Annotated in this window: 21 protein-coding genes; 13 read left to right on the forward strand and 8 right to left on the reverse strand. The window is 65.7% G+C overall.

Going from position 1 to position 25510, the window contains the following annotated elements; genetic code table 11:
• Nucleotides 1–67 precede the first annotated feature (67 nt).
• The gene (locus LVJ94_40015; protein ID WXB03082.1) at nucleotides 68–1855 is read left to right on the forward strand and encodes a protein kinase; all 1788 of its coding nucleotides are present in this window, start codon (nucleotides 68–70) and stop codon (nucleotides 1853–1855) included.
• Nucleotides 1856–2099: 244 nt separating this feature from the next.
• The gene (gene speA, locus LVJ94_40020; GenBank protein WXB10790.1) at nucleotides 2100–4031 is read left to right on the forward strand and encodes a biosynthetic arginine decarboxylase; all 1932 of its coding nucleotides are present in this window, start codon (nucleotides 2100–2102) and stop codon (nucleotides 4029–4031) included.
• Nucleotides 4032–4047: 16 nt separating this feature from the next.
• Here the strand turns inward: speA and LVJ94_40025 are convergent, their stop codons facing one another.
• The gene (locus LVJ94_40025) at nucleotides 4048–4686 is read right to left on the reverse strand and encodes a tRNA (guanine-N7)-methyltransferase (GenBank protein ID WXB03083.1); all 639 of its coding nucleotides are present in this window, start codon (nucleotides 4684–4686) and stop codon (nucleotides 4048–4050) included.
• A gap of 124 nt (nucleotides 4687–4810) precedes the next feature.
• On the opposite strand from LVJ94_40025, the gene LVJ94_40030 reads away from it, so the two are divergent.
• The 5 genes from LVJ94_40030 to LVJ94_40050 are packed head-to-tail and all read left to right on the forward strand — an operon-like array spanning nucleotide 4811 to nucleotide 9550.
• Complete coding sequence (locus LVJ94_40030) at nucleotides 4811–5419, forward strand: RNA polymerase sigma factor (protein ID WXB03084.1); 609 nt, start codon at nucleotides 4811–4813, stop codon at nucleotides 5417–5419.
• Nucleotides 5416–6078, forward strand: a complete 663-nt coding sequence (locus LVJ94_40035; GenBank protein WXB03085.1) for a zf-HC2 domain-containing protein — start codon at nucleotides 5416–5418, stop codon at nucleotides 6076–6078. The genes LVJ94_40030 and LVJ94_40035 overlap by 4 nt, the downstream gene beginning before the upstream one ends.
• Nucleotides 6078–6986, forward strand: a complete 909-nt coding sequence (locus LVJ94_40040) for a DUF4097 domain-containing protein (GenBank protein ID WXB03086.1) — start codon at nucleotides 6078–6080, stop codon at nucleotides 6984–6986. Before LVJ94_40035 ends, LVJ94_40040 begins: the two co-directional genes overlap by 1 nt.
• Nucleotides 6987–7034: 48 nt before the next feature.
• Nucleotides 7035–7400, forward strand: a complete 366-nt coding sequence (locus LVJ94_40045; protein ID WXB03087.1) for a hypothetical protein — start codon at nucleotides 7035–7037, stop codon at nucleotides 7398–7400.
• Between the two features lie 32 nt (nucleotides 7401–7432).
• Entirely contained in the window at nucleotides 7433–9550 is a 2118-nt protein-coding gene (locus LVJ94_40050; GenBank protein WXB03088.1) for a hypothetical protein, read from the forward strand.
• On the opposite strand, the gene LVJ94_40055 is transcribed toward LVJ94_40050, so the two are convergent.
• The gene (locus LVJ94_40055) at nucleotides 9535–11091 is read right to left on the reverse strand and encodes a hypothetical protein (GenBank protein WXB03089.1); all 1557 of its coding nucleotides are present in this window, start codon (nucleotides 11089–11091) and stop codon (nucleotides 9535–9537) included. The genes LVJ94_40050 and LVJ94_40055 overlap by 16 nt on opposite strands.
• Nucleotides 11092–11165: 74 nt before the next feature.
• Between LVJ94_40055 and LVJ94_40060 the strand changes: the two genes are divergently transcribed.
• A complete protein-coding gene (locus tag LVJ94_40060; GenBank protein WXB03090.1) occupies nucleotides 11166–11816 on the forward strand; it encodes a hypothetical protein in 651 nt (216 codons plus the stop codon).
• Here LVJ94_40060 and LVJ94_40065 read toward each other — a convergent pair.
• From LVJ94_40065 to LVJ94_40090, 6 genes are all read right to left on the reverse strand, one after another.
• Nucleotides 11813–12580 (reverse strand): nucleotidyltransferase domain-containing protein, encoded by a 768-nt coding sequence (locus LVJ94_40065; GenBank protein WXB03091.1) that lies wholly within the window; start codon nucleotides 12578–12580, stop codon nucleotides 11813–11815. The genes LVJ94_40060 and LVJ94_40065 overlap by 4 nt on opposite strands.
• A gap of 65 nt (nucleotides 12581–12645) precedes the next feature.
• Nucleotides 12646–13134 (reverse strand): barstar family protein, encoded by a 489-nt coding sequence (locus LVJ94_40070; GenBank protein ID WXB03092.1) that lies wholly within the window; start codon nucleotides 13132–13134, stop codon nucleotides 12646–12648.
• Entirely contained in the window at nucleotides 13134–14369 is a 1236-nt protein-coding gene (locus LVJ94_40075; GenBank protein WXB03093.1) for a Hint domain-containing protein, read from the reverse strand. Before LVJ94_40075 ends, LVJ94_40070 begins: the two co-directional genes overlap by 1 nt.
• Before the next feature lie 236 nt (nucleotides 14370–14605).
• Nucleotides 14606–16006 (reverse strand): right-handed parallel beta-helix repeat-containing protein, encoded by a 1401-nt coding sequence (locus LVJ94_40080; GenBank protein WXB03094.1) that lies wholly within the window; start codon nucleotides 16004–16006, stop codon nucleotides 14606–14608.
• A gap of 91 nt (nucleotides 16007–16097) precedes the next feature.
• The gene (locus tag LVJ94_40085; protein WXB03095.1) at nucleotides 16098–17147 is read right to left on the reverse strand and encodes an AraC family transcriptional regulator; all 1050 of its coding nucleotides are present in this window, start codon (nucleotides 17145–17147) and stop codon (nucleotides 16098–16100) included.
• Between the two features lie 76 nt (nucleotides 17148–17223).
• On the reverse strand, nucleotides 17224–18375 hold the full coding sequence (locus LVJ94_40090) for an ester cyclase (GenBank protein WXB03096.1): 1152 nt from the start codon (nucleotides 18373–18375) through the stop codon (nucleotides 17224–17226).
• 257 nt (nucleotides 18376–18632) lie between these two features.
• Between LVJ94_40090 and LVJ94_40095 the strand changes: the two genes are divergently transcribed.
• From LVJ94_40095 to LVJ94_40115, 5 genes are all read left to right on the forward strand, one after another.
• Nucleotides 18633–19583: an aldo/keto reductase gene (locus tag LVJ94_40095; protein ID WXB03097.1), complete on the forward strand. Its 951-nt coding sequence runs from the start codon at nucleotides 18633–18635 to the stop codon at nucleotides 19581–19583.
• Nucleotides 19584–19615: 32 nt separating this feature from the next.
• Nucleotides 19616–20464 carry a 3'(2'),5'-bisphosphate nucleotidase CysQ gene (locus tag LVJ94_40100; protein WXB03098.1) on the forward strand — a complete coding sequence of 283 codons (849 nt, stop codon included), beginning with the start codon at nucleotides 19616–19618 and terminating at the stop codon, nucleotides 20462–20464.
• On the forward strand, nucleotides 20461–21657 hold the full coding sequence (locus LVJ94_40105) for an FAD-binding oxidoreductase (GenBank protein ID WXB03099.1): 1197 nt from the start codon (nucleotides 20461–20463) through the stop codon (nucleotides 21655–21657). The genes LVJ94_40100 and LVJ94_40105 overlap by 4 nt, the downstream gene beginning before the upstream one ends.
• A 140-nt stretch (nucleotides 21658–21797) precedes the next feature.
• Nucleotides 21798–23423 (forward strand): HEAT repeat domain-containing protein, encoded by a 1626-nt coding sequence (locus tag LVJ94_40110; protein ID WXB03100.1) that lies wholly within the window; start codon nucleotides 21798–21800, stop codon nucleotides 23421–23423.
• A 49-nt stretch (nucleotides 23424–23472) separates the two neighbouring features.
• Nucleotides 23473–25428 carry a sigma 54-interacting transcriptional regulator gene (locus LVJ94_40115; protein WXB03101.1) on the forward strand — a complete coding sequence of 652 codons (1956 nt, stop codon included), beginning with the start codon at nucleotides 23473–23475 and terminating at the stop codon, nucleotides 25426–25428.
• Nucleotides 25429–25510 lie beyond the last annotated feature (82 nt).

A 25510-nucleotide genomic window follows, 5' to 3' on the forward strand; every position in this document is an offset into this window, starting at 1 on the left:
AGATTAACGTTTGCGTCGCTTTGAAGCTCGTGTCCGCTGTCTCGCCGGCTCGAGGAGACCACACACGTTGAAAACGCCCCCACTGCCAGCCCCCGAAGACTCGGGTGCGCCCGCGCCCCTTTCGGGCGGCCCGGCACCGTCGGTTCAAGACGTCGGCCGCCCGGCCATGGTTGGGCGTGCGGCTGCGTCGGATCCGGCAGCGTCGGGTTTGCCGCAGCGCTTCGGCAAATACACCCTTCTGCGCAAGCTCGCGACGGGCGGCATGGCGGAGCTCTTTCTCGCCTTGCAACGCAGCGTCGCGGGCTTCGAGAAGCTTGTGGTCATCAAGCGCATCCTGCCGAGGGTGCAGCAAGACCGAGCCTTCATCGAAATGCTTCTGCATGAAGCGCGGGTCGCGGCCACGTTGTCGCATCCGAACGTCGTGCAAATCTTCGATGTCGGTCAGATCGACGGCACGTACTTCATCGCCATGGAGCACGTGCACGGCGAGGACATCCGCTCCATCGCCCGCCAGATGAAGCGAAAGACGCTCCCCGGCTACACCGAGCTTCCGCTCGAGCATGCGCTCAGCGTGATGCTCGGTGTCTGCGCCGGCCTCGCCTACGCCCACGAAAAGCGCGATTTCGACGGCACCGCACTGAACATCGTCCACCGCGATATCTCGCCGCAAAATGTGGTGGTCACATTTTCGGGCGACATCAAGATCGTCGACTTCGGCATCGCCAAGAGCGACCGCGGCCTTCGGTCGGATACGAGAAGCGGCAAGCTCAAAGGCAAGGTCCCGTACATGTCCCCCGAGCAAGCGCGGGGCGAAGACATCGACGCGCGGAGCGACATTTTCTCCGCCGGCGTGATGCTCTTCGAGTTGACCACGGGAAGACGCCTCTTCAAGTCCTCGAGCGAGTACGAAACGCTGAAGTTGATCTGCGAGCGCGATTACCCGTCCCCGTCGGACGTCGTGCCGGACTATCCGGCGGAGCTCGAGGCCATCGTCATGCGCGCCCTCGCGCGCAACCGCGAAGAGCGGTTCCGCACCGCCCGCGAGATGCAAGCCGCGCTGGAAGACTTCGTGCGGCGCGAGCAGATGATCGTGAGCCCGATTGGGCTGCAGCATTTCATGCATTCGCTGTTTGCCGACAAGCTGGTGTCGCAGAAAGAGGCGCTTCTTCAGGGCAAACAGCTGGCCGAGGCCATTGATCTTCGACAAGCGGACACGGGGCAGGCCGGTGGAGACCTGCCCGCGAGCGAAAAGGAATACTTCGGCGCGCACCTCAGTGCGCCCGCCGCCTCGCACACCGTGACGAACGCCATCCCGCCGTCCGGGCGCATGCTCCCATGGGCGTTTGCCGGCGTCGTCACCTTGGCGCTCGTCGTGGTGTCCGGGACGACCTTTTTCGCGAAGGGCACCCGGCCCGCCGAGGCCACGGCTTCGCTCTCGCACCTCTCCGCGTCCGCGAATGTCCCGCAGAATGCCGCCCCGGCAACGACCGACGAGGCTGTCCAGGCTCGCGAAGCTCCGACCCCAGCCCCGGGTCTCTCGCCGGCGGAGGCGCCGGTACCTTTCCGTACTGCTCAGGACCCCTTGGCCGCCGCCTCGCCGAAGGCCAATCTTGAGGGGGCAGCGGCCGCGCGGGTGAACGCCCCCGGCAAACTCGGCAAACTCAACGTGGCGGCAGCGGGCGGCTGGTGCGACGTTTCCGTCGACGGAAAATCTTTTGGCCCCACGCCGGTGGCCTCCATTGAATTGTCCGCCGGATTTCACCGGGTCACGTGCACGCCTGCCGAGGGCAAGGCCCAGTCGGCCAACGTCCGCGTCCCCCCGGCCGGCACCGCACGCCACCGCTTTCTATTGTGAAGGACTGTGACCGGGCGCGAAGCCACTCCTTCGCGGAGCTGCCACGTCTTTGTTACACATTAAAACCGCCGCGGGAGCGCGAATCAGTTCTTGAACGGCTGGCCCGCGTAGCGTAGTAACCGCGAATAGTTGAAGCGACTTGCAATCGGCGGCCCCCGCGCGAGGCAGTGAGTAACCCCCCCCGGATTGTAGCGGGCGCGCGAGCGAAGAGCCCCGGCGCCAAGAGGAGTAGCCATTGAACGACGTGTCGCGAGAGTCCCCGCCGCCGCCCGACGTCTGGACCAACGATGATGCCAAAGAGCTCTACCTCATCGACCGATGGGGAGCCGGCTACTTCGACGTCAACGACGACGGCAACATGACCGTGGCCCCTCTGCAGGAGCGCGGTCGGAAGATCGCCCTGCAGGACGTGGTGAACGACGCCCGCGAGCAAGGCCTGCGCACCCCGCTGTTGATCCGGTTTCAGGATCTGTTGCACCACCGTGTGCGCAACCTGAATCTGGCGTTCGCCTCCGCCATCTCCGAGAACAAGTACCGCGGCGTCTACCGCGGCGTGTTCCCCATCAAGGTGAACCAGCTCCGCGAGGTCGTCGAGGAGATCCTCGATGCCGGCCGGTCGTTCCACCACGGCATCGAGGTCGGGTCCAAGCCGGAGATATTCGCTGGACTGTCGGTCCACACGGACAATGACTCGCTCATCGTCTGCAACGGTTACAAAGACGACGCGTACATCCGCATGGCGATGATCGGGCGCAAGCTCGGCAAGAAGGTCATCCTCATCGCGGAAAAGCTCTCCGAGGTGCGCGCCATCCTGCGCATCGCGGCGGAGATGAACGTCGATCCGCTCATCGGTCTGCGCGTGCGCCTCTCGACCAAGGGCGCGGGGCGCTGGGCCACCTCGGGTGGCGAGGACGCCAAGTTCGGCTTGTCCACGTCGGAGATCCTCGCGGCCACCGAGCTGATGAAGCAGGCTGGCAAGACGTCCGCCTTCAAGCTGATTCACTTCCACGTCGGCTCGCAGATCCCGGACATCCTGATCATCAAGCGCGCCGTTCGGGAAGCCGCCCGCCACTACGCCAAGCTCCGCAAGATGGGGCACCCCATCGAGTACATCGACGTGGGCGGTGGCCTGGCCATCGACTACGACGGCTCGCGTTCGACGTTCCACTCCTCGATGAATTATTCGGTGGAGGAGTACGCGCGGGACATCGTCTACAACATCATGGACGTGTGCGACGACGAGAAGGTCCCGCACCCGGACATCGTGTCGGAGTCGGGCCGCGCGACGGTGGCGCACCACTCGGTGCTGGTCATCCAGGCCTTCGGGTCGATCGAGAAGGTGACCCCGGGCCCGCTCAACGGCGCGCACGACGATCACAAGCTGGTGAAGAACCTGCTCTACACCCTCGAGCACCTGACACAGGAAAACCTGGGCGAGTCGTGCCACGACATCCTCCAGGTGAAGGAAGAGTCCCAGAAGATGTTCGATCTGGGCCTGCTCAATCTGGACGTGAAGGCGCGGGTGGAGACGCTCTTCTGGCAGGCCGCCGAACGGATGCAGAAGATCGCCTCGCGGCTCGATGCGAGCGAGGTGCCGGACGACATCACGGAGCTGAGCAAACAGCTCGTGGACCAGCACATTTGCAACTTCTCCGTGTTCCAGTCGCTGCTCGATCACTGGGCGCTGGGCGGCCTGTTCCCCATCGCGCCCATCCACCGCTTGAACGAGCGGCCGACGCAGCAGAGCACCCTGGTGGACATCACCTGCGACTCCGACGGCAAGGTGTCGAAGTTCATCGACTTGAGCGACGTGCGCGACACGCTGCCGCTCCACGCGCTCGACGACAAGCCGTACTACCTGGGGGTCTTCTTGACCGGCGCCTACCAGGACATCATGGGCGACATTCACAACTTGTTCGGCCGCGTCAACGAAGTGCACGTCTTCCTCGATGACGACGAGGAATGCGGCTACTACCTGGAGGAAACCATCGCGGGCAACAGCATCCGCGAGGTCCTCAGCATGACGCAGTACGAATCGCGCGAAATGGTCGCCAAGCTGAAGGCCCAAGTCGATGCGGCCATCAAGCAGGACCGCCTCCGCCCCACGGAAGGCATGCGCCTGCTCGCCGACTTCGAGCGCGGCCTGGCCGATCAGACGTACCTGACCTTCGGCTGACCCCCCGCAAAACCCGCTAGCCGACGCGCTTGAAGCGCAGTCGGTGAATGGGCAAACCGTCCGCGATGGCCCGCTTTTCACGCGGGCTTTGCGCGTTGTAGGGGTTCTCGGCGAGGAGCGGGCTGCCCTCGGCGTCGCCAAAGGGAACGAGGAGCGGACACGCGCGCAGGTGCGCTTCGTACTGCACAGCGCGCTCTTCGACGTCCGTCTGCACGAAGAGTTCCCCGTTCGGCTCGAGAAGACGCGCGATTTCGCCGACGACGTCGCCTTGAACCACCAGGCGCTTCGCGTGGCGCTTCTTCCACCATGGATCGGGGAAGTGCAGGAACACGCGCCGGAAGGCACCGTTGGGTACGAGGCGCGGGAGTGCCTGGCGGGCGTCCTCGGCGAAGATGCGGGCGCGCGGACCGAGTCCGGCCTTGGCGAGGCGCTGGTCCACGATGGTGGCCCACTTGCGACGCACCTCGAGGCCGACGAGGCCCGCACTGGGGACGGCCGCGGCCCGCTCGAAGACGAAGACGCCACGGCCGGGGCCGATCTCGAGCTCGAGCCATTCACCGGCCACCAGGGATTTGGCCTCCACATGCTCGCCTTCGGGGAGGCGGGGTGCATCGGCATACGGGCGCGGCGGGCGCGGGGGACGGGTCTCGGGCATCGGCCCACGCCTTACCCCGAAGCAAAAGCGGTTCGCAAGCAGACTGATCGCTAGATATTCAACCCGCCGACGAATTTCTCTAAACCCTTGGGGAGTGGCCGGCATCTAGGGCACAGAATCCGCGATGACCGAGCTTGGCCTGCCCCGATGGACTCTCTTTGCCGCCTCTGCGGAGAAAGTCTCCCCGCGCGAACGCGGGGTCTCCGAACAGGAGATCCCGGGCGAGCCGCTCGTGCATGCGGCGCTTCGGGGGGACGTGGCGGCGTTCGAGCAGCTTTATCGCAGCCACGTCGGGCGCGTGCACGCGCTCTGTCTGCGCCTCGTCGCCGATCGGCCGTATGCCGAGCAGCTCACCCAGGACACCTTCGTGCGCGCCTGGGAGAAGCTGCGCAGCTTCCGCGGGGAGAGTGCCTTTGCCACCTGGCTGCGGCACGTCACCGTGAATGTCGTGCTCGAGGATCGACGGGCCACCGCGCGCCGCACCCGGCGCATCTTTTCTACGGCGAACGACGCCGTCTTGGAATCGCCTTCCACGCCCCGTCACGACGACGCGGCCCTCGATCTGGAGCGCGCACTCGCACGGCTTCCGGAAGGGCCCCGCACCGTCTTCGTACTGCACGACGTGGAGGGCTATCAGCATCAGGAAATCGGTGATCTCCTCGGCATTGCCGAGGGAACGTCGAAGGCCCACCTGCACCGGGCCCGCACCCTTTTGAAGGAGGTGCTCCGATGAGCACACCCTGCGATGTCACGGAACTCGAGCTCCAAGCGCTGGCCGATGGGGAACTCGCCCCGGAGCGCACACGCACGCTCGAAGAACATGCCAGCACATGCGCCCGCTGCAGCGCCTTCCTCGAGGGGGAACGCGCCCTCGCCGCGCGCGTGGGCGCCCTGCCGCGCGCCATTGCCCCGGCTCCGGAACTGTGGCGGGCCATCGAGTCACGCATCGAGCAGCCGCGCGTTCTCAAAGGACATGCTCGGTGGCGCATCGCGGCCGGAGGGTTTGCGCTGGCGGCAGCGGCCGCCCTGGCCATCGTGGCCTCGCGCCCCACGACGAAGATGCCGCCCTCGCAACCGGTGGCCGTCGTGCCCGCGCCTCCCGTGGCACCGCCCGCTCCGGCGCATGCGGAAGAATTTCCCGAAGAAGCACCGTACCTCGCAGCACTCGCCACGCTGGAGGCGGATTTCGCAAGGGGCAAACACGCTCTGCCGGAGGCCACGCTGCATGCCGTGGAGGTCAACCTCCAAACCATCGACGCCGCCATCGTCACCGTGCGCAACACCCTCGTGAACGCCCCGGACGATCTCGATTTGAAGTCGCAACTCTCCGACCTTTACCAGCAGAAGATCCGCGTCGAGACCGACGTTATCGATCTTACGGCGAGGATCTAATGCACAAACTCCTTTTCATCGCGTCGCTCGCCTGCCTCTCGTGCGGCGCCGCGTCGGTGCATGCGCAACCCGCGCCGCCGCCGCCTCCCCCCGCCGCACCGCCGGCTCCCCCCGCGCCACCGGCGCCTCCTGCTCCCGCTCCGTCGTTCCACGTGAGCGCCGCATCGCCGAAGGGTACCGTCACCATCAACGTCGTCGGCGCCACCTTGAACGTCATCGGCTGGGCGAAGCCCGAGGTTAGCGTCAAAGACACGTCGAACTCGACCCCGCGCGTACAATTCAGCGTCAACGGCGATCGCACCACGGTGCGTGCCACCAGCGGCTCCTTGGAGGTGCACGTGCCCGCGGCCAGCGCCGTCGAGGTGCGCAGCTCCAGCGGCGACGTGCAAGTGCGCGACGTCACCGGTGCGCTGCGCGTCGACACCATCTCGGGCGACATCGACCTCGCCGGCGCGCCCCAGTCGATTGCCGCGCGCACGGCCAGCGGCGACGTCAAGGTCGAGGCCAACACCACGCAAACCACCGTGCGCACCCTCAGCGGCGAAATCCACGTGCGCGGCGTTCGAGGAACCGCGTCCCTCGACAGCGTGAGCGGCCCCGTAGCACTGAGCGGAAGCTCCTTCTCGCGGGTCGACATCCACAACACGTCCAGCGACATCTCGTTCGATGGACAACTCGCCGCGCAGGCCTCCTTCGAGGCGCGCAGCACCAGCGGCGACGTCCGACTCGTTTTACCGTCCGCCACCAGCGGCAGCTTCGAACTTCGAAGCTACAACGGATCCATCAGCAGCCAACTCGGCACCGTACGCACCGGCGAAAGACAGCTCGACTTCAAAGTCGGCACGGGGGCGTCGACCGTACGCGTTCAGACCTTCAGCGGCGACATCCACATCGACGTTCGCAAATAGAAGCCACCCCGACAGTAGCCACGTGGGGCAGCGCAGGAGAGATCTTCCATGAATGCATGGATTATACACATAAAAGCGGTCACCGCCGCGCTCGCGGCGCTGGCCTCGTGTCATGGCGCAAGCTTCGAGACGCGCAGCAGCACCTCCAGCCCGGCCCAAGCTTGGCGCGGCCATGCGCAGGTCGTCGACGTTCGGGCGGGCAACGGCGAAGTGCACGTCCGGTCCACCCCCGGCGACGAGATCGAAGTCCGTGTTCATGCCCTCAACGGCGGCGGGGGTGCCGATGGGGCACTGAAAATCGCACGCCACGGCCGCACCGTCATCATCTACGCACGGGATCTGGGCGGTGGCGATGTCGAGGTGCACGTCCCCCGGGGCGTCGCACTGCGCGCTTCGGCCGACGACGGCTCGTGATGCGGCACGAGACGCGATAGTCTCCAAGCCCGATGATGGGCAACCGCGTGCGCGAATGGAGCAACCGCCTCGCCGAGGCATGGAAGGGACGGGCACGCCCGTGGCACAGAACGGCGCTCGCCATGGCGCCGGTGGTGCTGGCCACGTTGGGCCTCGCCCATTGGGCCGTTTCCGGTGTCCTCGCGAAGCTCGGCCACCCGGGCGCCACGCTCGACGACTCGTTCATCCACTTCCAGTACGCGCGCGCGTTTGCCGAGGGGCACCCGCTGCGCTTTCAGGCGGGTGAGCCCATTTCGACCGGGGCCACGAGCTTGCTCTGGCCCCTGGTGCTCGCGCCGTTTTACCTCGTGGGCTTTCGCGATCTCGCCATCCTGTGGCCCGCGTGGATTCTTTCCTTCGCCGCGCTCGTTCTGCTCGCCCAGGAGGTCTACCGCCTGGCGCGACCGCTGGCGGGGCAGGCCGCCGCACTTTCGGCCGGGGCCATGGTCCCGGCGTTCGGCGGGCTCGTGTGGTGTGCGGCCAGCGGCATGGAGGCCGTGCCCTTCGCGTGGGCCATCGCGCGCACCATCCGGCTTTCCGCCGAATGGGCCGAGACCCAACAGGACCGCCGGCGGGCACGCGCCCTCTGGCACCTCGTCGTGTGCTCGTGGATCGCGTTCTTGCTTCGACCCGAGGGAGCACTCTTCACCGTGGCGGCGGCGGCGACGTTGTTCCTCTTTCCCGCGCGCTCGCGGTGGCAGGCGCTGCTTCCGCTGGCCATGCCCGTCTTCATCGCGCTCTTGCTGCGGGTGCTCTCGGGCAGCGCCATCTCGTCGACGGCGCACGTCAAGCTTCTCGTGGGCAATCCGTATTACACGGGCGACGCGCTGGGGGCGGCCGTGCAATACAACGTGAAGCTGCTCTTCGTCACCTTGCTCAACGGACGCATCTGGTCGGCAGAGTTTCTCCCGGCCGGGGGCACCGCCATTGGCCTGCTCGGCGTCGCCGCGGTGATACCGCTCGGCGTGCGCGAGGAGAAGCGCTGGCGAGCCTTTCTCGTCGTGCTGCTCGCCGCGGGCATTGGCATCGCGTGCTTCTACGTCTCGTTCCTGTGGAACCGGCTTCGGTACCTGTGGCCCTTCGCGCCAGGCTGGTTCGTGGGCCTCGCCTGCTTCGCGCGCCTCGCGGGCGACGGCCTCGGTTTGATCCGCGCCCGCTGGCGGGTGCTGACGCCGATCCTCGGAGGATGCTTCGTCGGCCTCTTGGCGTCGCGCCTCGATGGGACCTTGGACGACGTGGTCAACTCGGCCAGCGGCATCGATCGGCAGCAGGTGAAACTCGGACGCTGGGCCAAGGAGAACCTCCCGCCCGACGCTCGCATCGGCTTGAACGACACGGGCGCCATCGCGTACTTCAGCGAGCGCCGCACCTTCGACGTGGTGGGACTCACCACCCCGGGCGAAGGTCGCTACTGGGTCGCGGGCCCCGGCTCACGCTACGAGCACTACGAGCGCCTCGCCAAAACGGATCGCGCTCGCCTGCCGACGCATTTCATCGTGTACCCGGAATGGATGGCCTGCGACGCCGTCCTCGGGCCTCTGCTCACGGAGGCCGTGGTGGTCGACTCCACCGTGCTCGGCGGAACGACGATGCGCGCGCACGTCGCCGATTGGAGCCTCCTCGGCTCGGGCGAAAAACCCTGGAGCGCGGCATTTTCCGGCCAGGAGCCGGTCGATGCGCTCGACGTGGCCGATCTGGAGAGCGAAGAAGAGCACCGCTACGATCTCGCGGGCGCGCGCGAAGGCCACGACGTCGCCCGCGTCGATGCGGCACCGCTCGTGCGCACCCCCGAGTCCGGGCCGCCCGACGAAGACGAGGATCGCCTTCCCATGATCGCGGAAGGAGGCCGCGCCAACCGCCGCGTGGAACGCTTCGTGCTACATCTTCGCAACGGCGCAGCGACACGCATCGTGGCGCGCATCGACAACCGAGCGGCCAACGTGCTTCACCCCCGCGTCAACGGGCGCGAGCTCCCCGCCATCGTGCTCCCGCCCGACACGACGTGGAGCGAAATCGCGTTCGACGTTCCGGCGGACATCGCCGAATCGGAAACGAGCGTAGAAATCGTCGCGAGCCAGCCGTTCGCGGTCTTCCACTATTGGGCATTCTGAAGCAGCACGATGAGCTCACTCGAGGCGTGAAACGCCCAGTTGTACGCGCGCGGCGGCTCGTTCAAATCTTGCACCAGCGCACGGGCGAACTGGGCCTCGAAGCGCTTTCGAAAGCGCGCACGCTGCGCGGGATCGCGCGTGAAGAAGATGCCCATCGCCAAGCCATGGGCCAGTTCCATGGAGTGGATGGCCGCCGGCTCCGAGGCATTGCCCGGAGGCAAAGGCACCGATGCCGTTCCGAAACCGTCGACGATGTAAAAGGGGTCGCCATCGTCCTGAAAGCCTTTTCGGTCGAGGAAATCGCAGCAGCGCACGATCATCTCGGGGATGCGCGCATCGTCGGTGATGCGCCACACGTGCACGAGGGCGGCGAGCAAGAGCGCAGTCATCCACGGTGATGCAGCACCGGTCAGCCGGGTCTCGTTCGGATCGTAGAGCGCCCAATTCTGACGCCAGGAGCCGTCGGGCGGGCGCCCATCGGGCGGCTCACGTTGGTGCGCATGAAGCGCGTCCACGTGCTCGCGCATGGCGCGCAGGTACACGACGTCGGCGGTCATCTCCCAGCCGTGCGCGATGCCCAGAAGCGCATACGCCGCGTGCCGCGCACTCCAAAAGAGCCGGTCCTTCTCCGGATCCGCCCCGAGCGGTGGCTCGGTGTAGCGCTCGGGCCGATACCAGGGATCCCAGCGGGTCAGACAGTAGCGCGCCATCGTTTCGCCCGCGGCATGCACCCGAGGGTCACCGCTCAGCAGCGCATGCAAGTGCATCGCTTGCGGGTACACGTATTTGAGGTCGCGCCCTTTCAATTTGAAGATGCCCGCGTCCGGCCCCTGGAGTTCGGTTTGGAGCCGCACGAAATGGGCTGCGCGGTAGGCGGCGTCGAGAAACTTCGCCTCGCCCGAGCGCACGTACTGCTTGTACCAGGTGCTCGTTCGGTCGAAGAGCCACGTGCTGAAGACGCGGCTGTCCACGTACCGCAGCGACCCCGGGAAATGCCGCTCGACCGCGCGATCGTAGGCCGCGTAATTCCCCGAGTGCTCCACGGGCACCTGCGGGCCGGCCACACGCGATTCGCAGAGCCACGAGGCGGGAAGCAGCGCCATCACACGCGGCCCTTGCAAGCCGTCGGCATGGAGCAACGTCTCCTCGATGGGCACCAACGCGCGCGTCGCGCTCGGGTACTCACCGACCGCGAGCGCCACGGAGAGCGTCGTCGCCGCGCCGAAATCGACCTCGGTCTGGAGCTGCACGGCGCGCATCGATGCATCGTGGGCCCACGACTCGATCGGGCGCGTGGCCGAGGGCAGCTCGCGCCCGTCCGCGTCGAGCACGCGAATGCGCCGCGCGTCCTCGAGCGTTCCCGGCGGCAGCGGCAGGCCAAAGTTCACCACCTCGCGACCGCGGCCCCCCGGCGAACGGCGCACGAGCGTCACGGGGAGACGCGACGGCGGCGGAGAACTGCGACAGGCCGGGGCGAGACACGCCGCACCGCCCAAACCAGCCAAGAGCAGTGCGCGGCGCGTGAAGTCAGCTCGTGTCATTTTCTGGTTCCGAGCAGCGCCGCTATCACATGGGCATGTGGTGGTGGCAACGCTTCCTTGGCTTTCTTGTTCTCGTGACAATCGTACACGGTTGGTCGCTCATGGCGCATGCCGAAGAGGCTCCTGCACCGGAGAAGGAATGGAGACCCCTTCGGTATGCGGCACTCGAATTCAACGCTGTGGCCCCCGCCGCGGGCCGAATCGGAGGGCAGCTCGTGCTCGGCGTCGTGGGAAGGCTGTCGGTCGTCGCAGGCTTGACCCACCTCTCGCTCAAGGATGGGCAGAAACTCGGTGAATACGACCACGTGGTCACCGGCAATCCCTCGCTCCAAGGATGGGTATTCGAGCTGGGGCCACGGCTCTACTTGAGTAAGCCACCGGAGCTGGACGCCACGGTGCCCAGAAAGGGACGCTTCGACTGGTGGCTCGGCGTCTCGCACATCGTTCAGGTCTTGCAACAGGGCGGCATCATGTCGAGGGATCCCAAACCCTACAATTCGTATGGTCCGAGCCAAGACATCCAGCGGCAAGGCGTCGCCTTCGACCTCGGCTTTCAGGCCACCACGGCGGCGGGGTTCTACCTGTCGATGGGGGTCGGTCTCCAGGGAATGCTCATCGGCGATACCGAGCTTCACACAACGGGGACCTTGGGCATTCTCAGCGACTCGGGCGATCGCAGGGCTCTCTCGCCACGCTTCTTGTTCGCATTCGGGTTTGGCCTCTAAAGGACTTCGTCCAAGTACGACGTGGCCGCGAGCTCGGCCGCCTCGCGCTGGGCGATACCGCGGCCGCGCCGCAGCTCGCGGTACAGCTCGATGGCGGCACGCAGCGCCTTGCCGCACGAGGCGCGATCATGCCCGCACAGCGTCTTTGCCAGCGCCGCCGATGCCTCGGACGAGACCTCCTCGATGCGGCGCACCCCCGTCGGCCGCCGGCCAAGGCGCGCCAGCAACAGAGGACCCAGCACCTGCGCGCGCAGGTAGCCGATGAAATCGATGGCCTCGAAGAGCTCCCCGCGCCCGATCTTCAACGCGCCATAGTGCACCCAGACCCAGAAGCGATCCTCGATCCATTGCAGATCCGGATACGGGTAACTCGCCTCCCTGCCATTCATCGCGCGGGACATGTCCTCGCCGCGCTGCCACAAGATCTCCGGATCTTCCACGCGCTCGTGGAGATCGCTGAGCGAGACGAACTTCAGATCCACGTGGAGCACGGGCGGCCCGTAGAGGCAGACGAGCAAGCGCGGCTCGCCCACGTGTTCGCCGGTGAACGCGGCGAGCAGCGAGCCACAGCGCTCGGCCATGGTCACACGCTCCGCGCTCACCGCCTCTTCGTGCTCGGGATAGACGGCAACGACGAAGTCGATGTCCGAGTAGCGATCCATTCCCGTGAGCCACGAACCACCGACGCCGATCCCCGCGATCCGCGAATCGTTGGACAGTTCCGTCACGACGCGGTCCGCAGCCTCACGGTGAATGGGCATCATGGGAGCAGTCTATTCGCCCGGCGTCGCGCCGCCAATTCGCACCGAATGACGCAGCTCAGGCCGGATCAAAGGTTGAGCAGAGGGATCGTGCGACCGAGCGCGGCAAGACGACTCTGGAGTTCGGGCGCTTGCTCGGCCGTGGCTTGCAGCACCACGTGAAAGGGCATTTCGGACTCCGCGCTGGCGTCGGCCGCATCGCCCAGCACGTCGACGAAAATAGCGAATTCGCTCCCCCCGGCGTCCGCCAAGAGCTGCACGGCGTCGAACACGACGAGGACGATTCCATCCGCGCGAAGCCACTCGAGATCGCGGAGGCAGTCGAGAAACGCATCCCAGTTCTCGCCGAAGTAATTGGGGAATTGCAACAACGCGCCAAACTGATCGAAGAGGCCTTCACGCCGCCTCATTCGCGTTCCGCGGAGCGTTCCGATCAACAGGCCGCGGGCGGCTTCCTCACCCCGCAATGTCCAGACGGCCGTGCTCATCGCCCCCACGTCGGCCGTGCATTGCACGATGGCCGGCGGCCCTGGTTTCAACAGATCATCGAGGTTCATCAGAATCGCGTGAAGCTCCCGTAGTGATCATTGGTGTACCACTTCGTACCATCGCTTCCGATGACGACGCGATCGGCCCCTCGATTGACACCCGGGGTGAAGGAGTTCGTATCGTATTCCTTGTACGTGATGGGGTTGCCCGACGCATCCTTCGTGGGAAGCGTCCCCGCGTTGTTCTTGAAGGTGCCCCCGCCCACGTAATCGTGCCCCGCCGGGTCCGTGTAATAGACGTCGAATTTCTTCTTTTTCTTGCCGGTGCCAACGGTGACGTTGCTCACCACGCCCCCACCCATATGGGACGATTGGTTGGTCACCGAGCTGGGAACCGGCACCGCCGGACCTCCGACCGAGGACGGGTGCCCCGTGGAGGCCGTCGACGGCGTGGTGCCGGAGCCACTGCCTCCCGTGCTGGGGACCGGACCCGTGACGGGCGGCGGTGGGGCCGCCGTCGTACCCGTGCCCGTGGTTCCGGTGCCCGTGCCGCACGGCTGGTTGTGGACCCATACCGAACTACGGCCCACGAAGTACGTGTGATCGGATTCGACCTCGAGGTTGTAGACCGCCGCCGATTGGGCGATCGGAACGACCTTGGTCACCTGAACTTCGCGGCCCGCCCGATCGAGCAGCGTCTCGCCGGCCACGAGATCGCCCGCGCCCAGCCACCCGCGATCGCGTGTAAAATACAAGTGTTCCGGTGTGGAGCGGATGCTCTCGTGCGCGTCGTCGAGCGTGATGACGTGCACGTCGACCAGCGAGGGGGCCGGCCGCACGAACGTGTTCGAGATGCGCCGAGCCTCTGCCTCGTCCCCCCGATCGTCTCGGTCGCTTCGGGCAAAGACCTGATCGCCGACCTTCAGGCTCTCAATCGGGCGCTCCCCCTGGGGGGTCGCCACCAGCGTTCCGGCAACGAAGCACGCGCCGGGCGCGCCGCAGGAACGCCCGTCGCACACGACCCCGGGATCGCGATCGCTTCCTCCCGGGGTCGCGCCCCCACCGCCGCCACCGACGGGTGCCGCCTCGCCGCCCATGAGAACGGCGGTCGCGTTGTTCGTGCTCTTGGCGTTCTTCCCGCCAAGTGCCCGATAGCCCGCGGCCACCACCAGCAGAACCGCGACCAAAAGGAGCGCGTATTCGATGGCAGAAACCCCGCGCCGATCGGGAAGCAGCCGCGCAATTCCCGTGAGAAATGGCCATCGGCGCTGGACGGTGGGCGGCACGCGGTCGATGCGATTCATCTCGACCACGTTTTCGCACGACAGCTGGCGGCCGCCACCGTTTTCCGCTCAGAGCGCTAATGCAAAAGTCGATTGATTGCGACTGACTCGCGAGTCGTTGGCAGGCGAGCAGCGGCAGCGAGACAATTCCGGCGAGACCGGCGCCTTAGTCCGCTCCCAGCGCCAGAATCGTCAGAGAGTGGCAATCTCACGCATCAGGTCCTTGGATGACTGACACCATTCCATCGACCGTTACGTTACGGCGAATCGTGTGCGCCGATGGACGGCGGGGCCGGGCGACTCGCTCCCCAATAATCGGTCGGAAGGTCCGCATGCGCAGCGCCCGCACCACGCAAGGGCGACGAGGCACCGATCTTCAAGCCCTCCGGGCTCCCCGCCCCCGCATCGACGAAGCCCGGCGCAACCGTGAAGGCATTCGCGCCCTGCGCATTGCCGCGCACCCAGTCGTTGTGATGGATGGACCACGCGCCCATGTCGACGAGGTGGAAGTTGCCGTCGAGGATGTTGTCGACGAACTCGTTCCCTCGAACCCCGCCCTCGTCGCCTTGGTCAGCGTAGAATTCCGTATTGTAAAACGTATTTCCGATGAAGTGCAGGTTGTAATACGTCTTACGCCCATCGCGAACGAACACCACCGGCCCCGCGTTCCGCGTGATGTTGTTCCGCCAGACGATGTCGTGCGGCGGATCTTTGATGTCCGCATATCCATACGATTCGGAGGCAAAGGCCAGCGATCTGCCCTCCCCATCGTGCACGAAGTTGCGCTCCACGACGCCGTTGGCTGCGTTGTCCGTGTAAATACCGACCGCCGTCACTGGCGAAATGTCGTTGTCCGAAAAGACGAACCCATCGCAGTGAAGCGCAGTGACATCCTCGCCCCAATTGTTGCGAATCTTGTTCCGCCGCACGGTGAAATTCTTCGTGCGACCACCGCGATTGAACTTCCACCCCGAGCCGATGCCTCCGCCCCAAACGCCTTCCAACTTGGAATTGTTCACATTGGAAAGTTCGCTATCGTAAATCTCGTTGTCCTCGACGAGGACGTCGTCGGCCGAGCTCCCGATGGGCTGCATGTAAATATCGTGAATCTTGGTGCGGCGAATCACCCCGCGCGCCGCATCGTCGTCGAAACCGAACGCGTTCCATGGGCTGTTGAAAATTTCGATTCCGTCCCAAACGATGTCGTGGCCGTACACACGAACCAGATTGTCCTCGCGCCACGTGCCCTGGGGGTTGGACTTGCCACCATCGACGAAACCGCGGTTGTTCGGGTCGGGCCGCAAGGTCACCGACCTTCCTGGCTCGCCGGCCCCGTGAATCATGATGCGCTCGTTGTAATAGCGCCCCGAGAGGTACACCGTCCCACCGGGCCCCACGGCATCGATGGCCGCGTCCCACGTGCGTTTCGGCGCGGCCGCGGAGAGCCCATCGTTGTCGTCATTACCCTGCTGCGACAGATACACCACGGGCCCGGTGGGTTCTTCCAGCGCCGGCCCGTGCGCATCGGGACCATCGGGGCCATCGGGACTGCGGAGCGAGGCATCGCTGCCCGGGTCGTTGGTGGCATTCGAAGAGGAGCCGCATCCCAGCAACGCGAGCGCGAGCAGGTGCGAAGGTTGGATGAATCGAGAATTCATGGGCCCTCAGCATGATGGGCCATTACCTGCCGAGCCAGGCAATCAACGCCAAATGATGAGACGCCTTACGCTCCGTACGCTAGATGGATATTTACGAAGTAGACGGATGCGTACGTCGATATTCTTTCGGGGTAACTCCGCGCCATTTCACGAACGCGCGCTCGAAACCGCGTTGATCGGCATATCCAAGTAGCAACGCGATTTCGTAGATGCTCCATTTCGGATCGCGCAGATGCCATTCCGCCAGCTCCAAGCGAACGCTCTCGAGCTCCGCCTGGAACGATGTCCCCACGGCCTCGAGACGCCGTTGCAGGGTGCGCGTGCTGAGGCGCAGTCGACGGGCGACCTCCACCAGCGTGGGAACCGTTTGCGCCTGCAAGCATTGGCGAATCTGCTCGTGCAATCCGGGAATGCGTTGATCCAACGCCGAGTCGGCCGGAAGCAACGTGCGCGCGTAGTCGTCGAGCCAAGGCAACAGGTTTTGATCGTGCGAGACCAAGGGCAGCGAAAGGATCGCGTCGCTCCACACGATCATGTTTCGCCCGGCGTCGAAGCGAAGCTGGTTCGTGCCGAAAAAGCGCTCGAGCTCTCCCACGTCGTCTGGCGCAGAATGCGCGAACTCGACGCGTTTGGCCTGGGTGCGCGAGTGTGTGAGCTCCCGCAGGAACGCGTGAAACAGCGCGAGGGTAAACTCGTTTCCCTGACGGCCTACGCACAACGGCTCGCCAGGAATGCGGTGCACCAGCGCGACCTCGCCGCCGAACTTGCGCAGCTCGAGGCGAATCGTCTCCGAGAGCAGCCGCAGGTAGCGCACCACGCGATGGAAGGCTTCTTCCACATCGGGTGCACTGCGGGCCGCAAACTCGACGAGGCCGAAGCTGCCGCGTGGAATGTCGCGCGCGACGTGAAGGCCGATGAAGGAATCCCCCGCGCGCGCCGCGGCAAGATCTCCGGCGGTGCGGTACGAGGCGAGCGGCACGGTGAGCTCCCTCACCAGCGTGCCCCCCGCCTCGGGCAACTGCAGCTCACGCCGGATGGAATCGGCGGTTTCCGCCGCATCGTTTCTCCCGAGCCAGTCGAACAGCAGCACGAGAAACTGCGAACGAATCGGTCCGGTGTTGCCTTGAAGTTCCAGGTCCATGGCCCATCCCAAAAAGAAAAACGGCGCCGGCCCCAATCGTGGGCCGACGCCGTTCTATACGGATGGATTCCCGAAACTACTTCTTCGGGGCCGTGCCGCCCTTGGCTCCGACGGAGCCCTTGTCGGCCGGCTTCGCACCCGCGGGGGCCGCGGAGGGTGCCGGCGGCTTGAAGAGGCCCAGCTGGCCGACCAGCTCGATGCTGTTGCCGAAGGACCAGCCCTTCACGATCTTGCCATCCTTGATCTGGAGGACGTCGACCGAGTGCAGGGTCACGTTCTTCTTGGTCGCCGGGAGCGGCCCGAGGGCGCCCTTCTGCGTGCCGTTGAAGGCGGTCTCCTCCACGACGAACTCGCCCGCGCCGAACTGCGCGCTGGCCGTGCTCTTGCCGTCGGGGAACGCCTTGGTGAACTCACCGAAGAACTTCTTCGAGGCCGGCTTGCCCTTCGAAGCCTCGGGCATCACGAAGTCGTTCCACTCGATGTCCTCGGCCAGCGGCGCGAGAAAGTCGGCTTCTTTCTTCGACTCGAAGGCCGCGTTGAGCTGCTTGGCCAGGCCCACGTTCTTCTCCTCGTCGGGCGTGCCCTTCGAGATGAACGTCTCCGTCGAGGCGGACGCCGTCGGAACCGGGCGCACCTTGCCCTGCGCCTTGGTGATGCCGAGCTGCGCGAAGATGGTGCCGAAGTCCTCGTAGCGGTTTTCCTGCTTGATCTTGCCGTCGTTGTCGTACGTCACCAGGCTGAGGCCCACGACGCCGGCTTGCTTCTCGCTGCCCTTCACGCCGATGAACTCACCCGACTGCGTGCCGCTCCAGCCAAACTCGAGGGCCGCGACGTCCTGCTTCACCCAGACGCGGCTAATCCAGAACTTCGCGTCCTTGAAGGTGTCGAAGAACTGCTGCGTGCTCTTCTCGATGTCGGCCTTGCCCTGCACCTGGCCGTGGTTGATCCACACGCCGGGGATCGTGATGACCGCATCGTCGGCGTAGGCCGCGGCGACCTTCTTCGCGTCGTGCGCGTTGAGGGCCTCGACGAGCGACTTGTTGGTCGCCTGCTCGAGATCCCAAAGGCCGGGCTTGATTTCCACCTTCGGAGCTTCGGCCTTCGGTTGCTCGGCGGCCGGCGGCGGCGGAGCAGGCGGCGGCGTTTGCGGGGCAGGCGCTGTTTCCTCACCCCCACCGCACGCGCTCACGAGAATCCCCAAAATCAGCGCCACATGTCCTTTTTGCATCGTTTTCAGCCTCCCGAAGGTCTCCCCTCGTTCCCAAGTTTCGTCCGTTTGATTGGTCGTGGCCTCAATCGCTCGTTTTCTGGGGTCTCGTCAAGCCCCAGCGGCCACCTATTCCCCTCCCCCGTTCCCTCCCTCGTGCCCATGCCCGTGCCCGTCTTTTCGGGCAGGATTTTTCGGGCACGGGCACGGGCACGGGCACGTACAGGTAGCCGTAGCGTGCGAATGCAATTTTGGCGGAAGTGTGAGATGGGCTGACTGTGCGAAAGCGTGCACTCGGAAAGACTGGGCTCTTCGTCTCGGAAATGGGAATCGGCACCTGGGGGCTGTCGGGCGACGCTTACGGGCCCATCGAGCCGGACGATGCCGAACGGGTGATCCACCGCGCCATCGACGTCGGAATCACGCTCATCGATACCGCCGACAGCTACGGCGGCGGCAAGATGGAACTCCTGCTCGGAAAAGCGCTGGCGCCCTACAAAAACAAGGACTTGGTGCTCGTCACCAAGGGCGGCACCGACCGGGGCACCACGCCCGCGCGCAAACGCTTCGACGGGCCCTTCCTCGTCGAATCCGTGGAACGCTCGCTCAAGCGCCTCGGACGCGAACGGCTCGACGTCTACCTGCTGCACAACCCCAGCGTCGATGCCCTGCTCGCCGGCGAGGCGCTGGAGACCTTGCAAAAGCTCAAGCAGGACGGAAAAATCGGCCACTATGGCATTTCGGCCGGCGACTCGGAGGTGGCCATGACCGCGCTCGATCGCGGGGCCGAGGTCATTTCCATGTCCTACAACCTGCTCCACTCGGTGGATCTGCACCGGGTTGCCGGCGAAATCATGGTGAACGGCGCCGGCGTTCTCGTGCACTCCACCTTGGCGTACGGGCTTCTCTCGGGGCTCTGGGCGCACGGGCATTGGTTTGCCGAGGGCGACCACCGCGAAAAGCGATGGGAAAAGCACGAGCTCGCAAAGCGCATCGATCAGCTCGACGCCCTGCGCTTTCTCGTGAAGGGCAACGTGCGCTCGCTGCGTGCGGCGGCGATTCGCTTCGCGCTCGCGAACCACCTGGTATCGTGCGCCATCCTCGGGCCGCGCACCGTGGATCAACTCGTCGAACTCGTGCGCGAAACGGGCGGAGGTCCTGTCTACCTCCCCGATGCCGACCTCGCCGCGCTCCCGCGAACACTGGCCAAAGTCGGCATCATGATGTGAGAACGACTTCGAGAGAGCCGAGAAAACCCAAGATGAGTGACGACGACCGAACGCTGGACGAACTTCTCCGCATCGCGGATCGCGCTTCCGCAGCCATCGCACGCGTGTACGCGACCGACTTCACCGTCGAATACAAGGCCGCGCACGATCCGGTCACCATCGCAGATCGCGAAGCCAACGGCATCATCTGCGAGGAGCTGGCCAAGTCCTTCCCCGGCGTGCCCGTGGTCGCGGAGGAAAGCGACCCCTCGACCTACGCCGCATGGCGCGACTCCGACGCGGTCTTCTTCGTCGACCCGCTCGATGGCACCCGCGATTTCGTGAAGAAAAACGGAGAATTCGCCGTGATGATCGGCCTCGCCGAACACGGGCGGGCCAAGCTGGGGGCGATCCACGCACCGGCGACCGGCCGGCGTTTCGGCGGCGGCGTGAACGTCCCGGCGTTCGAGCTCACCAGGGCCGGCGCCAAGACGCCCCTCCGCGTCTCGCCCACCGCGGAGCTTCGCGAAGCGCGCCTCGTGCTCTCCCGCTCGCGCCCGTCGGAAGAACTGGTGCGCATCGCCAGCGACCTTGGCGTGAAAAGCGTCGCGCCGCTCGGAAGTGCAGGCATCAAGGCCATCGCCGTGGCCACCGCCGCCGCCGAGATTTATGCGCACCTCGGGCAGGCCGGCTACCGCTGGGACGCGTGCGCACCGGAGGCCATCGTGATCGGCGCAGGCGGCCGCACCAGCGATGCCCGCGGCGACGCCATCGACTACCGCGCGGAGTCGCTGGAGAACAAGAGCGGCATCGTCATGTCGAACGGCTTGCTCCACGACGAGATGATCAAGGCCATCGACGATGCCATCCAGGCCTACGTCGAGAAGGCAAACCCGTCATGAAAGACCGCGCGGAAGTCGTCGTCATCGGCGCAGGCATCATGGGTCTGGCCATCGCGTACCAGCTGGCCAAGCGCGGTGTGAAGGACATCGTGGTCCTCGACAAGGGCTACCTCTGCGGCGGCGCGAGCGGTCGCAACGGCGGTGGCGTGCGCGCCCAATGGTCGAGCGAAGCGAACATCCGCCTCATGCTGGAGAGCATCCGCATGTGCCGCGATTTCGCCAGCGAGATGAAGATCAACGTGTGGCTCCGCCAGGGCGGCTACCTCTTTCTCACGCGCACCGAGGACAAGCGGCGCGCGCTCGAGGCGAGCGTGAAGCTGCAGAGCGAATGCGGCCTGCCCACGCGCATGCTCACGCCCAAAGAGGCGCAGCAGATCGTGCCGGAGCTCGACACCGACGGCGTGGTCGCCGCCAGCTACAATCCCGAGGACGGCGTCGTCTTCCCCTGGCCCTTCGTGTGGGGCTTCGCGCAGGGCGCGCGCAAGCACGGCGTCACGGTGGAGACGTTCCGCGAGGTCACCGGCTTCCGGACCAAGGGCTCGCGCATCGACGGGGTGGTCACTCGTGCCCTGCCGCATTCGGGCAAGGCCTCCACGGAACCGGCCAAAGAAGAGACCATCCGCACCCATCGCGTGGTCAACGCCGCCGGCGCCTGGGCGCCCGAAATCGCGCGCCTCTTGGGCATCGAGCTGCCGAACAAACCGCATCGCCACGAGATTTGTTCAACCGAACCGCTGAAACCCTGGCTCAAGCCCCTGGTGGCCGACCTCTCCGACGGCCTCTATTTCAGCCAGTCCACGCGCGGCGAAATCGTGGGCGGCGTCGGCCAGGAGCACGTGCCCAAAGGCATCAACCAGGACAGCTCCCACGCCTTTCTCGGCCGCTACGCCCGGTCCCTGGTTCGAACCTGTCCCGTTCTGGGCCATGTGAAGGTCCTGCGGCAATGGTCGGGCTGTTACGACATCACCCCGGACGCGAACCCCATCGTGGGGCAGGTCGACGAGGTCGAAAACTTCTACCAGGCCTCCGGCTTCATGGGTCACGGCTTCATGATGGCGCCCATCATGGGCAAACTCATTGCCGAAGACATGACGGGCGAACTTCCCGCCCCCAGCGCCACGATGTTCGAACGCTGGAACCTGCGCCGGTTCCGAGAGGGCAAACTCTTGTCCGAAGCGATGATCATCGGGTAGCGTCAAGCAACAGGCTGCACTTGGCGGAGGTACAAGTGAGCAAAAAATCGCGATCCATTGTCTTGGGGCTGTCGACCCGTCTTGCCGCGGGTCTGGTGAGGGGCGTGCTACCGCTTGTCGCGGTAGGTGCGGCATCCACGATGCTCGTCGCGTGCGCGGACGAGAACGACCCGAAGACGTGGGTCAAGAGGCTCGACGACCCCGCCCAGCGTTCCCCCGCCGTGCGGCGCCTGGCCCAGTTCTTCGAAGACACGATGACGAAGACGAACAAGAACCGCGAGGCACCCGAGGTGACCGAGCTTCTGAACGTCATCGTCGAGCCCATGACCAAGGTCTACACGGCCGGCAACCTCGACGACAAAACGCGTCGAGAGCTCATCAAATCCCTCGCCGACATGCGCGATTCGCGCGCGGCACCGGCCATGGCCAAGGCCTTCAACGACTACGAGCCGGGCAAAAACGAGGAGGACGTGAAGTTCGCCTCGCAATGGACCAGCGGCGTGGCCTCGCAGGGCAAGCTCACGGACCAGGCGCTCATCGACTCGCTGTGGACCTGTTTCGCCAAGTTCCAGCCGTCGCAGTCCAAGTCGAAGTCGTACAACTTGGTGGCCGATCTTCACGACGCCGTGCTCGACGTGAAGCACCCGAGCTACGGGCCGAAAGCCACGGACAAACTGGCCGCCGCGGTGGACGTGAACAGCCCCGAGTCGGCGATGGACCAGATTCAATTCTGGCAAAAGACCGCGGTGCAGGTCATCAAGGAGCTGAAGTACGCCCAAGCGGTCAAGCCGCTGGTGAAGGTGCTCCTCACGCCCGCCAAGGCCGAGCTACGCGCCACGGTCAACGCCGCGCTGATGGTCATCCCCGTGGAGGCCGAAAAGACGCTGCTCGGCGCCCTGCAAGGGACGGATCCCGAGCTGGCCAAGCTCGCCAACGACGTGCCGGACAAGTTGGGCCCGGCCATCCTGGCCGACGCCATCTCGTGGATCTCGCGCCCGGGCTCGCGCGCTCCGTTGCTGGCGGCCCTGGAGAAGGCCGACAACGACACGAACCGCACCGTCATCGCGCAGTCGCTGACCCGGTTCCCGCCGGATGCCGGCATCCGCGATGCGTTCATGGGCACGTACCGCAAGCTCGCGTCCACGTCGAAGCTGAAGACGCCGGACGAGCCGTTTGCGCGGCCCATCCTGGTGCAGGTGAGCTCCGCCTTCTACGATCCGACCCTCACCGATTGGGTTTTGCGCGAGGTGAGCGGCTCCAAGGGCGACGAGGGCGCCTCGATGCAGGCCAAGGGCCTCGAGGCGGCGCTCAAGCTGATGGACAAGCCGCGCGGCCGCGCCGTGGGCGAGATGGTCACGAAGTACTGGACCAAGGAAGAGAAAGAGCTCTTCAACGGCGCCCTGAACATCACCGAGAAGTGCGGGGTCGATGCCAAGTGCTACACGTCGGTGTTCGACGAACCTGTGGCCTCCACGCCCACGGGTCGCATGAAGGCCATCAAGGCGGCGCGAATGGCCGCAACCTACGGGCGCGAGGACACGAAGAAGGCGCTCCTGCAAAAGATCGACAAGATCAAAGACGGGCAGTCGCGCCTCGCGCTCGCCGAAGCCATCGACTACCTTTCCCCCAAGGGAGACACGGCCGCGGCCGAGACGCTCGACAAAGTCGTGGCGGGGGACATTGCAAGTGGAAACAAGGACCTCATTGCAGGTGACGACGCGGTTGTTAAAGTGGCAAACCGACTGCGCGCGCGCGCTTTGCCTTGAGGTACGGGTGACGGCGGACCGCATTTTGCGGTAAAGCTGCAGTGTCCAGATGATTAGGCTCGAGGTCAAAAGCGGAACGTCCAGCGGGAAACTTCTCGACTCATCCGCGGATGTGCTGCGCATCGGTCGGGCCGAGGACAACGATCTGGTCCTGTCCGACGGGCTCGTCTCGGGCCAGCACGCCAAAATCGTCTACGCCGCCGACCACTACGTTCTCGCGGATCAGCGCTCCACCAACGGCACGGCCATCCTGCGGCCGGGGCCGGAGGGACCGGAGCGCGTGCCGCTCGACGCGGGGAACAACTTCCAGGTCGCACTGGCCAGCGGCGACGTCATCGAATTGGGCAGCGGCGACCACGCCGTCTCGCTGGGCGTCACCGTAAAGGAAGACCCGGACGACGCGCGGGTCGTGGCCGTACGGCGCATCGAGGAGATGACCGCCGGCGGCCAATTCGAGCGCCACGGCGACCGGCTCAAGACGCTGTACGAAGCGCAAACGCGCATCGGCGCCGCCGGCGAGCTCACGGAAGTGCTCATCGCCATCTGCGACGCCGTGTTCGAACTCGTCCCGCGTACGACGCACACGACGATCATCCTGCGCGACGACGACGAAGATGGCGCGCGCACCGGCAGCGCGGGGTACGTGCCGGTGATCACGCGGCTGCGCGGTCAAGAGGGCGCAGGCAGCGGGCCGATCCCCATCACGCGCAGCGTCTTCCGCAAGGTGGTGAGCGAGCGCGCGGCGGTGCTGGCGGCCGACGCCACGAGCGAGGTCGGGCAGACCGAGTCGCTCATCGGAGCGCGCATCCGGTCGACCTTGGGCGTACCCTTGTGGAAGGGCGAAGAGATCCTGGGCGTGCTGCAGATGGACAACCGCGAGAGCGCGGGCGTGTTCACCAGCGGCGACTTGGAAATCGTGGGCCTCATGGCGCACAACGCCTCCCTGGCCGTGGCGAACGCGCGGCTGGTGAAGCGCCTGCGCGCCGCCGAGGAGCGGCTGAAGAAGGAAAACGCCTTCCTCAAAGGGCGCGAGGAAACGCGGCGCACCGGCGGGCGTGGCGGGCAGCAAGAGATCATCGGCCATGCGGGGCCGATGCGGCACCTGCTCCAGCAGCTCGACAAGGTGGTCGACACGCGCGTGACGGTGCTCATCGAGGGCGAGACCGGCACCGGCAAGGAGCTGATCGCCGCGGCGGTGCATTATCGTTCGCGACGTCGCGACAAGCTGTTCGTCGGGCAAAACTGTGCGGCCATGCCCGAGAATTTGCTCGAAAGTGAGCTCTTCGGGCACAAAAAGGGCGCCTTCACGGGTGCGCACGAAGAGAAGAAGGGCCTCTTCGAGATCGCCGACGGCGGCACCTTGTTCCTCGACGAAGTGACGGAGATGCCTCTGTCCTTGCAGTCCAAGCTGCTGCGCGTGCTGCAGGAGGGCGAGATCCGCCCCATCGGCGCGACGCAGGAGCGGCGCATCAACGTGCGCATCGTGGCCGCGACGAACCGGAACCTCGAGAAAGAGGTCTCCGAGGGGCGCTTCCGCGAGGACCTGTACTACCGCTTGAAGGTGTTCCCCCTCCGCGTGCCGCCGCTTCGCGAACGGCGCGAGGACATTCCGCTGCTGGCCACGCACTTCCTGCAGCGCTTCACCACGGAAATGGGCAAGCCCGCCGCGGGCTTCTCGCAGCAGGCGATGGAGCTTTTCCAGAGCTACGACTGGCCCGGCAACGTGCGCGAGCTGCAAAACGAAGTGCAGCGCCTGGTCATTCAGATCGACCCGGGCGGCTTCGTCACGCCGGAGCTGCTCTCACCGCGCCTTCGCCAGATCGAGGGCGTGATCGAGCGCGTGCGCCCGACCAAGGGCACGCTCAAAGAGATGATGGACCAGCTCGAGCGGTGGCTCTTGATCGAGTCGTTGCGCGAGCACCAGAACAACAAGACGGCCGCGGCGAAGGCGTTGGGCATCACGCGCGAAGGGCTGCACAAGAAGCTGCGTTCGTTCGGCTTGTAGCGTCGACGGGTCAGGGCGGGACAGCTGGGAGGCGCGCCACGGAACGCCGGCTCGGGTGCATTGACTAGGGACATGTATTCCC

The organism is Sorangiineae bacterium MSr11367, assembly GCA_037157805.1.
Classification (GTDB): Bacteria; Myxococcota_A; Polyangia; order Polyangiales; family Polyangiaceae; genus Pendulispora; species Pendulispora rubella.

What these genes read in the sequence shown, in the direction of transcription:
- LVJ94_40065 (WXB03091.1), bottom strand. Translation starts at nt 12,580, where the DNA reads ATGATGCCCATTCACCGTGAGGCTGCGGACCGCGTCGTGACGGAACTG.
- LVJ94_40035 (WXB03085.1), top strand. Translation starts at nt 5,416, where the DNA reads ATGAGCACACCCTGCGATGTCACGGAACTCGAGCTCCAAGCGCTGGCC.
- LVJ94_40110 (WXB03100.1), top strand. Translation starts at nt 21,798, where the DNA reads ATGCTCGTCGCGTGCGCGGACGAGAACGACCCGAAGACGTGGGTCAAG.
- LVJ94_40055 (WXB03089.1), bottom strand. Translation starts at nt 11,091, where the DNA reads ATGACACGAGCTGACTTCACGCGCCGCGCACTGCTCTTGGCTGGTTTG.
- LVJ94_40090 (WXB03096.1), bottom strand. Translation starts at nt 18,375, where the DNA reads ATGCAAAAAGGACATGTGGCGCTGATTTTGGGGATTCTCGTGAGCGCG.
- LVJ94_40115 (WXB03101.1), top strand. Translation starts at nt 23,473, where the DNA reads ATGATTAGGCTCGAGGTCAAAAGCGGAACGTCCAGCGGGAAACTTCTC.
- LVJ94_40070 (WXB03092.1), bottom strand. Translation starts at nt 13,134, where the DNA reads ATGAACCTCGATGATCTGTTGAAACCAGGGCCGCCGGCCATCGTGCAA.
- LVJ94_40025 (WXB03083.1), bottom strand. Translation starts at nt 4,686, where the DNA reads ATGCCCGAGACCCGTCCCCCGCGCCCGCCGCGCCCGTATGCCGATGCA.
- LVJ94_40085 (WXB03095.1), bottom strand. Translation starts at nt 17,147, where the DNA reads ATGGACCTGGAACTTCAAGGCAACACCGGACCGATTCGTTCGCAGTTT.
- LVJ94_40080 (WXB03094.1), bottom strand. Translation starts at nt 16,006, where the DNA reads ATGAATTCTCGATTCATCCAACCTTCGCACCTGCTCGCGCTCGCGTTG.
- LVJ94_40100 (WXB03098.1), top strand. Translation starts at nt 19,616, where the DNA reads ATGAGTGACGACGACCGAACGCTGGACGAACTTCTCCGCATCGCGGAT.
- LVJ94_40030 (WXB03084.1), top strand. Translation starts at nt 4,811, where the DNA reads ATGACCGAGCTTGGCCTGCCCCGATGGACTCTCTTTGCCGCCTCTGCG.
- LVJ94_40045 (WXB03087.1), top strand. Translation starts at nt 7,035, where the DNA reads ATGAATGCATGGATTATACACATAAAAGCGGTCACCGCCGCGCTCGCG.
- LVJ94_40075 (WXB03093.1), bottom strand. Translation starts at nt 14,369, where the DNA reads ATGAATCGCATCGACCGCGTGCCGCCCACCGTCCAGCGCCGATGGCCA.
- LVJ94_40050 (WXB03088.1), top strand. Translation starts at nt 7,433, where the DNA reads ATGATGGGCAACCGCGTGCGCGAATGGAGCAACCGCCTCGCCGAGGCA.
- LVJ94_40040 (WXB03086.1), top strand. Translation starts at nt 6,078, where the DNA reads ATGCACAAACTCCTTTTCATCGCGTCGCTCGCCTGCCTCTCGTGCGGC.
- LVJ94_40105 (WXB03099.1), top strand. Translation starts at nt 20,461, where the DNA reads ATGAAAGACCGCGCGGAAGTCGTCGTCATCGGCGCAGGCATCATGGGT.